This window comes from Rhizobium sp. PDO1-076, assembly GCF_000247475.1.
Taxonomy (GTDB): Bacteria; Pseudomonadota; Alphaproteobacteria; order Rhizobiales; family Rhizobiaceae; genus Allorhizobium.
This window is the reverse complement of the sequence record NZ_AHZC01000071.1, coordinates 1-8,362: the sequence shown is the minus strand read 5'-3', so window position 1 is coordinate 8,362 and position 8,362 is coordinate 1. Positions and strand designations below refer to the sequence as shown.

Genomic DNA, 8,362 nt, shown 5'->3' with positions numbered 1-8,362 from the left:
TTACGGGCTCGAAGCCTGCAACCCGCGCGTTGCCGCCTTCGCGAGCACCGCCAAAGCCGACGGCGAGACCGTCGGCGAGGAAATAGGCGTCGAACAGCCCGCGCTCCGCGGTCTGCGCCAACTGCTTGTGAAATTCAAAGCTGACGGCGCCGTCAACCGGCTGGTCGGGATGGCGCCATGAGGCGACGTGCTGTCCTCCACCGGGCAGGAATGCTCCAAGTCTGATCTTGCGTGTCATGGCTGGTCCTCTCTCAGTCAGATGATCGAATGAGAGCAGCCTATATTGTCTATAATTTATATAGAGAAATAGGATTGCGAAGATTCATGCTATTGACGAATTGATTTTCAACGGCGGCGGCCAATAAGCACGAACCTGCTGCGGAATGCGAAAGGAGGCGGATCGCCGACTAGAAACGGGAAGACGAGCTTGAACGATTAATTCAGAAAAACTATATAATTTGGTAGAAACTCAATCGCGGTGGCCATGGGCCGGAATTCCTCGCAATGCTTACCAACAAAGGCAAATACGGTTTGAAGGCCCTGGTCGACCTGGCAGGGTTGGAACCTGGACAGACGGCTTTCGTCACCGATATCGCCACGCGCAACAACATCCCGAAGAAGTTTCTCGACACCATTCTGCTGGAACTGCGAAACAATGGGTTGCTGCGTTCTAAAAAGGGACCGAACGGCGGCTATGCGCTTTCGAAGCCTGCCGATGAAATCATGATCGGCCAGGTCATCCGCGCCCTGGACGGACCGCTGGCGCCAATCCGATGTGCCAGCCGAACCGCATTCGAGGCCTGTGATGATTGTCGCGATCCCTCTGCTTGCCAGGTTCGGATTTCGATGACGCAGGTACGGGATGCTATCGCGTCCATCCTCGACAACATGACGCTTTCGCAGTTCGTCGCGCGCGAGAACCCTGCGGAGGATCTTATTGCGGGGGAGTGACCTCGTCGGTGCAGCGGAGGCACGCTGTCTGTAATGCCTCACATAATCTTTCCGTCTGCGCCAGATCGAGGGTGGGTTCATCCACCTGAATGCCGTCGATGATCGAAGCGACTTTCAAGACAATTGCATCGAGAAGTTCGAATTCAATGGCAGATGCGCTGGTATCGCCGATATCGTATTTGCCAAGCTCAGCATCAATTGCCCCGCGACAGATTGCTCCTCGAAGGAAAGCCTGCATGAGTGCAGCAAGCGAGAGAGCATCCAGCCCCAATACAAGGACATTGTCCGGGGAAACTGGCGGCGCTGTCGGTGAAACATCGCCATCCGATGGCTGTGCATCTTCGAATGACAGGATGAAGGCGACCTCGCCCATGCCTGCTGCGGTAGCGATCAGGACATGCCAATCGGTTCCTCGCGGCGGCGGCATGGAAGGCGCAGGTTCGACCATGAAAGAGAGGCCTGAGCGCACCAGGCGGGCCATGGGGGGAACCGTCGGGCCTGCGGAGAAATGGAACACTTCTCCCAAGGCTACCCGGCTGTAGACGGCTCTTCGCTGTTCGGTCGTTCCGCTCGTGCGGAGAAGTTCCAGGGCAATGAGATGATGGACGAAAAGTTCGGCTGTTCTCATATTCCAGGTCGACAATCTGCTGATTGCTTCCGCCACAACGACGTTGGAAATGTCCGCGCCACCAAAAATCGCCGGAATTGATATGGCCAGGAGGCCTGACTTGGCCAAGGTTGCCGCCGCCATATCCTGTCCATCGGAAACGGGTCTCAGAACGATCGATTCGACCACGGCGAGAACCTGACCTTCGGTCGGGAGCTTCGCGGGGACCGGACGCAGTCGATCGGATGCCGATTTCATCATTCAAACCCTCTGGACATAAGACTGATTGTCATCAATCGACAGAATGGTATCTCCCGTTTTGATAGAGCAATGAATTTCCAAATCCGATCCGAATAGCGAGCACTCTGCCAATGACGATGACATGGCTGTGTCTCTCAATCGCCTCCTCGACTTCACAGTCCAGAGCTGCAACGGCATCTTCCAGTACGGGCGCGCCGCTGGCAAGCCTGGTCCATTCGGCACTACGATAGCGCTCTGCTCCCTTCAGACCACCGATCCCAGCAAAACGGTTCGCAAGCACCAGGTGTTCCGCGCCCAGGACATTGATGGCGAAGTGGCGGAAGCGCTCGACGACAGGCCATGTCGAGGATGTCCTGTTGAGGGAAATAAGCATGCGCGGGGGATCGACCGACAATGCCGTCGCAGAAGTGACCGTGGCTCCTGACCTTAGATCGCCTTCGCCCGCCGTCACAATGCTGACCCCACCGCCCAGTGTTCTCATGGCTTCTTTCAGATTATCAGCATCGGCAGGTCGATCGAAGACGGGACGAATGCGTGGCTCGGCAAACTCTGTCGCGATAAAACGGCTCATAATTCCACTCCCTTTGGGCTCATCTGGAGCAAGAGATATCAGCCGTAGAACTGATGCAGTAGACAAGCGTTTTTAATCTACATATATTTTATAGAAAATATGCCCAGATCTACTGCCGCGAACCGGAAGGAAGACTGCCATGTTGAAAATCAGGATATCCTCGCCGCGGGCGAGGACCACCGATCATATGCCGGGCTCAAGGGTCGTCATTGTCGGAGGCGGCTACACGGGAGCAACTGTCGCCAAACTTCTCGTCGAGCGCGGCTTCGGACATGTCGAAGATGTCACGGTCTTTGAACCGCGTACACAACTCGGCAGTGGCCTCGCTTACGACACGAGCGACCCCGATGTCCGTCTCAACGTCGCGGCCCATCGGATGCGTGCCGTCCCCGGCACGCCGTCGGCCTTTCTCGACTGGATGCAGTCAAGCGGTACCTTGACCGTCGACCCGGCGGCCGTCACGTCTGAAGGGATTTTTGCGCGGCGCCGTGATTTCGGTCGCTTCATGCACCAGCAACTGGCCCCTCTGGTCGAGGACGGTACCATTCGTCACCTTCATGAGACGGTATCGACAGTCTGTCGGGTGAATGATCAGTGGCACGTGACGGGCGCTGGCGGCACGACGATTGTAGCCGACATGCTAATTGTCGCGACGGGGCATCCCCCAGCCTCGAGACCTAGGGCTCTGGAAAAATTGAGCAAGCCAACGGCCATGAGGGTGACAGATGCAATGGCGCCGGATGCACTGCAAGACATCTGCTGGGCCACCGATATCCTGATTGTCGGTTCAGGACTGACCGCCCTTGATGCATTGGTGCGGCTCAACGCCCAGGGACATCAGGGGAAGATTTCGCTTCTCTCCCGTTCCGGCCTTCTGCCGAGACCGCACGCAGGCGGTGGCTTTTCGCCCTACGGAAATTTCCACGACGAGACCCTGACCAGCGCCCGGCGTATCCTGGCTAAGGTACGGGCAACCATCTCGGAGGCAGAAACACACGGCATCCCCTGGCAGTCCGTCTTCGATGCTTTGCGGCAGCAGGCTCAGTCGATCTGGCAACGGCTGCCGGACGCTGAGCGTCTGAAACTGCTTCGTCGCCTGCGCCGGTGGTACGACGTCCATCGATACCGGATGCCGCCGCAGGTGTCCGCTGCCCTAACAGAGGGAATGGCCAGCGGTCACGTCGAGAACCTTATCGGAGACCTGACATCCGTACGGCAGGACGGGCGAGATCTCGTTGCGAGGATTACCACAAAAAGCAATCGCGATTTCGAGCATCGCTGCGGCCATATTCTGCTCGCGACAGGACCCGATTTCCGCAACTACGGTGTGCACCAGAAGTTTTTGCTCTCCCTCTTTCGAGAGGGGACCGTTCAATCCGACGCGCTGGGATTGGGATTGGTTTGCGATCGAGGAGGTCGTGTCATCTCGCTAGACGGCTCCCCGAACACCAGTCTCTTCGTCGCGGGTCCGCCCGCTCGCCCGGCATTTGGTGAGTTGATCGGCGTGCCGGAGATTGCTGCTCAGGCGGCGAACCTTGTGGAGGTGGTGTTGAGAACGCTGGCAAGGCGGAACCGGACCATATTTATCGGACGGCAAGACTAGGACGCGCCATTTGTCTGGACTGCGGTGAATGTACTTCACGGCAATCCAGCCTCCTTGTGTCGCCTTGTTAGGAATACTGCAGGCACTGTGCGAAGTTCGCGCCGTGCGAATGGTGGCAGCATGCCGAAACACATTTAGGTTGGTTGTCCTCCCGGCGAATCCAGCAGCAACGATATTTTGACCTCATTTGCGGCCAATCGAGCTTTGGCATGGATCTTTCTTCCCCGCGTGCAGATGATAGAGTTTGATTGATGCTAATGCTGGGTTAGGTCGGGGGGAAGAATGAAGGCTTTGCTGACAGAGGCCGCGGCGTCAGTGATCGTGCTGTTTGCCCGCGCGGTCACGGCGGTTCGCACAATTTGGGCCGAAGAGGGGCTGCCGACCCGCCCCTGCATTTACTTCGCCAACCACTCCAGCCACGGCGACTTCGTGCTGGTTTGGGCGGTTTTGCCGCCAAGGCTTCGGCAGCAGACGCGCCCCGTCGCGGGCGCCGAGTACTGGCTGAAATCCAGGCTCACACGCTTCATTGGCAGTGACGTGTTCAACGCAGTTCTGATCGCCAGAGAGCGCGACAATCGCATCCATGATCCGATCGAGCAGATGGCCGAAGCGATCGACGCCGGTTCCTCCCTTATTCTTTTCCCCGAGGGTACGCGCAACCAGACCGACGCACCGCTACTACCGTTCAAAAGCGGAATTTTCCATTTGATCGCAGCGCGTCCGGACACCGACCTCGTTCCGGTCTGGATCAACAATTTGAACCGGGTCATGCCAAAGGGAGAGATTGTACCGATCCCGCTGATCTGCACAGTCTCCTTCGGAAATCCATTGCGCATCGTACCTGACGAAGGCAAAGACGCGTTTCTTGAACGGATGCAGACCGCCCTTCTGGCCCTGTCTCCTCGACCGGCAGGGAGTGGCGAATGAGTGACGCGAATTCTGATCTCTTGGTGCTTGTGACCGGCATCTTCGGTGTGCTGATCTTTGCCTCTGTCGTCGGCTACGGTCTCCAGCTGCGCTTTTCCCCAACCGGATCGAACGCATCGATTGAAAACCTCAATGCGCGCATCAAGGCCTGGTGGGTGATGGTGGTGCTGATCGGCCTTGCCTTTGTCGCCGGCCGGATCGGCGTGCTGGTCCTGTTCGGCTTCTGCTCGTTCGCCGCGTTGCGCGAATTCGTGACGCTGATCAACACGCGTAGGGCCGATCACTGGGCCCTTGCCGCAGCCTTTTTCCTTGTCGTGCCGATCCAGTATTATCTGCTCTGGGCAGAAGAATACGGTATCTTTTCGATCTTCATTCCGGTCTATGCCTTCCTTCTGATGCCGATCATTTCGGTGCTCAGGGGCGACACCGAGCGCTTCTTGATCCGCATCGCTGAAGTGCAATGGGCCTTGATGATCTGCGTCTTTTGCGCTTCACATGTGCCAGCATTGCTGACCCTGCACATTCCCGGCTACGAGGGCCGCAATGTCCTGCTGATCGCCTTCCTGGTCATCGTTGTCCAACTCAGTGACGTCCTGCAATATGTTTGGGGCAAGATGTTCGGCCGCACCAAGATCGCTCCCAAGCTGTCACCTTCCAAAACCGTCGAAGGCTTTGTCGGTGGCGTGATCAGCGCCACGCTGATTGGTGCAGCTCTATGGTGGATCACGCCCTTCACGCCATTTCAGGCCGGCCTTCTGGCCTTCATCATCACGCTGATGGGCTTCTTCGGTGGCCTGGTCATGTCAGCGATCAAGCGTGACCGCGGCGTAAAGGACTGGGGCAATTTGATCGAGGGCCATGGCGGCCTGATCGACCGACTGGATTCCGTCGTTTTCTCGGCACCAATCTTTTTCCATATCGTCCGCTACTGGTGGTCGCTTTGACAGCGGAACCCCTGCGACGGTTTGCCCGCAAGGGATGGGTGCATGTCCTGTTTGCCTTCGTTGCGATGGGGAGTTGGGCGGTGTTCGTCAATCACGGCCATGACATGCCGCGACCGATTTATGCCGGCCTGGTGCAGGGCACGATGTCGGCCGGGCTGACGCTCTTGCTCAAATCGGTGATCGATGGCCTTTCGCACCGTATCGCCTATCCGATGCAGCTATGGGCTCCGCCGGCCATTGCCTGCCTCGGGTCGGCCAGTCTTCTCCTTGCGATCCATGCGGCAAGTGGCACACCGGAAATATGGAAGACCATAGCCGTTCCGCTTCTGGTCTCGACAAGCTACGCGACGCTCTACAATTACTCAATCTCTGCAAGGCGAGGGCCATGACCGATATAGGCGATCGACGACCGCTGGAAAGCCGCAACACCCGCTGGGCCGGCACAATTGCCCGCTGGTTGGCGGCGCGCAATATCATGCCCAATCAGATATCCCAAGCGAGCATGGCGGCAGCGGCGATGGCCGGCGGGGCTTTCTATTGGGCCGGTGCTGCAAGCGGCTGGCCGCGTGTGAGCCTGCTGTTGCTCGCAGCGCTCTGCTGTCAGGCCCGGCTGCTTTGCAACCTCTTCGACGGCATGGTTGCCATCGAAGGCGGAAAGGGAGAGCCTGACGGTCCATTCTGGAACGAGTTTCCCGATCGCGTCGCAGACCTTCTGATCTTCGTCGGCCTCGGCTATGGCATCGGCATGCCGGATCTCGGATGGGCGGCCGGAGCCTTTGCTGTGTTGACGGCTTACATCCGTGAACTTGGTCGGGCCAATGGCCATCCGAGCGACTTCTCCGGTCCGATGGCCAAGCAGCACCGAATGGCGACGGTAACCGCAGCGACATTGGCGACGCTTGTAGAGCCGCTCTGGGATGGACACAATCAGGTGCTGACGATTGGGTTGTCCGTGGTCGCGATTGGCGCTGCCTTCACGGCATTCCGCCGTGCAAACACGCTGATCAAGTGCCTGAAAGGCGCCAGAAACGTGCCTGACGAGATTGAGCGATGACAGATCCATCGCGGTGCAGAGGCAAGTGACCCGCTGCCGGTTTATCGGACACGAGGTTGGGCTCATCCCTGAGCCGCCCCAGGTTCGCCGGTGGCTCCAACTTCTGAGAAAGTGGAGCTATTATGAGCAACGGCGAGTAATTTTTCCGGGTAAGTCCGCGCCCGAGCCGTGTGGATGGTTTTGAATCACGGCGGCGAGCGTTCGTAAAGATGGGCGGCGGTGCTGCTCTATCGCCACCAAGATCGGCTGCACAGCGCAGACGCTACATGAGTGGGTGAAAAAGGCCGAGGTCGCCAGCGGCAAACGAGCAGATTTGGCGAGATCGCGACCGCTGCGGAGGTGTTTACCACTGATGGCCCAGCCATTCGGTATTTCCGCATGCTACAAGTCTCTCCTACAGAACAGGTGCCTTTCGCCGTTCTACAGCCTGACGGTGTCGTAGTGAGAATACGTCGGAATTGGTATCGTCAGGAACAGTTCAAGGTGGCAACTGGAAAATATTATCTGGACGGGGCAAGTCATATTTAGTTCAACCATTCGCAGCGATACGCTAGGACTGGCTTTGCAAATCCTTTCAATCTGTGATGGCCGCCATTTGTGAATGCACTGGTCATGCCATACTCTTGGCATATGTTTTCTGATATCAGGATTTGATCGCTACCGGCGGCAGCACAAAGCCTTGCTGCCAGTTGTACAGTCTTGCCGAAAAGATCATTGCTGTCTTCGACGGGTTCACCACAATCCAGTCCAATGCGGATGTGAATTGGCTCGGAACTGCCCAAGTTAAAGTGATGGAATTCGCGCTGGATATCAATGGCGCAGTCTACGGCAAACACGGTGGAGGAGAATGCGGCCATTATTCCGTCCCCGGTATGCTTGACTTCACGGCCCGATTGCCGTCCCAGGCAACCGCGAACGAGGGCATCGTGAGCCCTGACAAGTTCGGTGGCCATACGATCGCCAAGTCGAGATGTCATTTCGGTAGATCCGACGATGTCGGTGAAAAGAATCGCCCGGTGACCAGCATCCATATGGCTTGAAGTCGCAGCCGCCGCTGTAGGATCCTGTATTCGGCCGAGGAACGCCTCGACAGCGGATAATGCTACCTCCACGACTTCGCCGGCGATGAACCCATGCGCCTCTCGATGTACGCACTGAGCGGTTTCCACGTCCGGTGCATCGATCAGGCAGAAGGTCGTTCCTCGTCTATGGTCAAACCAATAGGTCAGAAATTTGACACCATACTGATCCTGAATACTGAGATCTTTCAGGTGCGCCTCAGCGACATCCGCAGCGGAAGCTCCGGCAAGATCGTGCCGGTCCATGAAGATAGGCATGAGTTTCCTCCCGAAGATTCCATTGCCACATCTGAAGAACATTTTACGACAGTCACGGACAGTCGTCCATCTCTGACCGTGCAACGACCCTCGCTCATTGGCTAGAC

Annotated in this window: 9 protein-coding genes and 2 pseudogenes; 7 read left to right on the top strand and 4 right to left on the bottom strand. The window is 57.5% G+C overall.

Annotated elements, in window-relative coordinates; translation table 11 throughout:
• Positions 1 to 238: pseudogene (locus PDO_RS26975) on the bottom strand (nitrilotriacetate monooxygenase); the annotation flags it as partial.
• Between the two features lie 266 nt (positions 239 to 504).
• Between PDO_RS26975 and PDO_RS05890 the strand changes: the two are divergent.
• A complete protein-coding gene (locus tag PDO_RS05890; RefSeq protein WP_007599133.1) occupies positions 505 to 951 on the top strand; it encodes an RrF2 family transcriptional regulator in 447 nt (148 codons plus the stop codon).
• Here the strand turns inward: PDO_RS05890 and PDO_RS05885 are convergent.
• Positions 935 to 1,819 (bottom strand): acyl-CoA dehydrogenase family protein, encoded by an 885-nt coding sequence (locus PDO_RS05885; RefSeq protein ID WP_007599126.1) that lies wholly within the window; start codon positions 1,817 to 1,819, stop codon positions 935 to 937. The genes PDO_RS05890 and PDO_RS05885 overlap by 17 nt on opposite strands.
• 31 nt (positions 1,820 to 1,850) lie before the next feature.
• Complete coding sequence (locus PDO_RS05880; RefSeq protein WP_007599125.1) at positions 1,851 to 2,390, bottom strand: flavin reductase family protein; 540 nt, start codon at positions 2,388 to 2,390, stop codon at positions 1,851 to 1,853.
• Positions 2,391 to 2,529: 139 nt separating this feature from the next.
• Here PDO_RS05880 and PDO_RS05875 point away from each other — a divergent pair, with 139 nt between their 5' ends.
• The 6 genes and pseudogenes from PDO_RS05875 to PDO_RS28940 all read left to right on the top strand — a co-directional run.
• The gene (locus PDO_RS05875; RefSeq protein WP_007599124.1) at positions 2,530 to 3,993 is read left to right on the top strand and encodes an FAD/NAD(P)-binding protein; all 1,464 of its coding nucleotides are present in this window, start codon (positions 2,530 to 2,532) and stop codon (positions 3,991 to 3,993) included.
• 282 nt (positions 3,994 to 4,275) lie between these two features.
• Positions 4,276 to 4,920 (top strand): lysophospholipid acyltransferase family protein, encoded by a 645-nt coding sequence (locus tag PDO_RS05870; protein WP_007599123.1) that lies wholly within the window; start codon positions 4,276 to 4,278, stop codon positions 4,918 to 4,920.
• Positions 4,917 to 5,864, top strand: a complete 948-nt coding sequence (locus PDO_RS05865; RefSeq protein WP_007599119.1) for a phosphatidate cytidylyltransferase — start codon at positions 4,917 to 4,919, stop codon at positions 5,862 to 5,864. Before PDO_RS05870 ends, PDO_RS05865 begins: the two co-directional genes overlap by 4 nt.
• A 65-nt stretch (positions 5,865 to 5,929) precedes the next feature.
• Positions 5,930 to 6,253 carry a hypothetical protein gene (locus PDO_RS05860; protein WP_458574639.1) on the top strand — a complete coding sequence of 108 codons (324 nt, stop codon included), beginning with the start codon at positions 5,930 to 5,932 and terminating at the stop codon, positions 6,251 to 6,253.
• Complete coding sequence (locus PDO_RS05855) at positions 6,250 to 6,918, top strand: CDP-alcohol phosphatidyltransferase family protein (protein WP_007599115.1); 669 nt, start codon at positions 6,250 to 6,252, stop codon at positions 6,916 to 6,918. The genes PDO_RS05860 and PDO_RS05855 overlap by 4 nt, the downstream gene beginning before the upstream one ends.
• A gap of 174 nt (positions 6,919 to 7,092) precedes the next feature.
• Positions 7,093 to 7,234: pseudogene (locus PDO_RS28940) on the top strand (IS3 family transposase); the annotation flags it as partial.
• Between the two features lie 208 nt (positions 7,235 to 7,442).
• Here PDO_RS28940 and PDO_RS05850 read toward each other — a convergent pair.
• Positions 7,443 to 8,255, bottom strand: coding sequence for a nickel-binding protein (locus PDO_RS05850; RefSeq protein ID WP_007599113.1), 813 nt, complete (start codon positions 8,253 to 8,255; stop codon positions 7,443 to 7,445).
• Between the last annotated feature and the right edge of the window lie 107 nt (positions 8,256 to 8,362).